General features: G+C 71.7%; 1 protein-coding gene. It reads right to left on the reverse strand.

Annotated features, from left to right (window positions below; all coding sequences use genetic code 11):
* Nucleotides 1-8: 8 nt before the first annotated feature.
* A partial coding sequence (locus ACFE99_RS16010) for a type II secretion system F family protein (protein ID WP_375486958.1) occupies nt 9-322 on the reverse strand: 314 nt, incomplete at its 5' end.

The following is a 322-nucleotide window of genomic DNA, read 5'->3' on the forward strand; positions in this document are numbered from 1 at the left end:
GAACAGCGTCATAACAGACCTGAGCGCAAAACGTCGCCGGCCAGCCCCGCCACCACCGGGACAATGCCCAGACACACGAACGCCGGTAGAAAGCACACGCCCAATGGACCGGCGATCAGCACAGCGGCGCGCTCGGCGGTCGCCTCGGCGGTGTGCGCGGCGTCGTGGCGGGACTGTGTGGCGAGTTCGGCGAGCCCGTCGGCGAGCGCCGCGCCCGAACTCGCCGACCTCCGCGCCAGCCGAAGCAGCGCATCGGTGTGGGTGTCCAGCGAACTCGCCGGCAGATCCGGTGGTGCCGACCAGGCGGCCGCCGGGTCGGCAC

The organism is uncultured Mycobacterium sp. (assembly GCF_964249325.1).
Lineage (GTDB): Bacteria > Actinomycetota > Actinomycetes > Mycobacteriales > Mycobacteriaceae > Mycobacterium.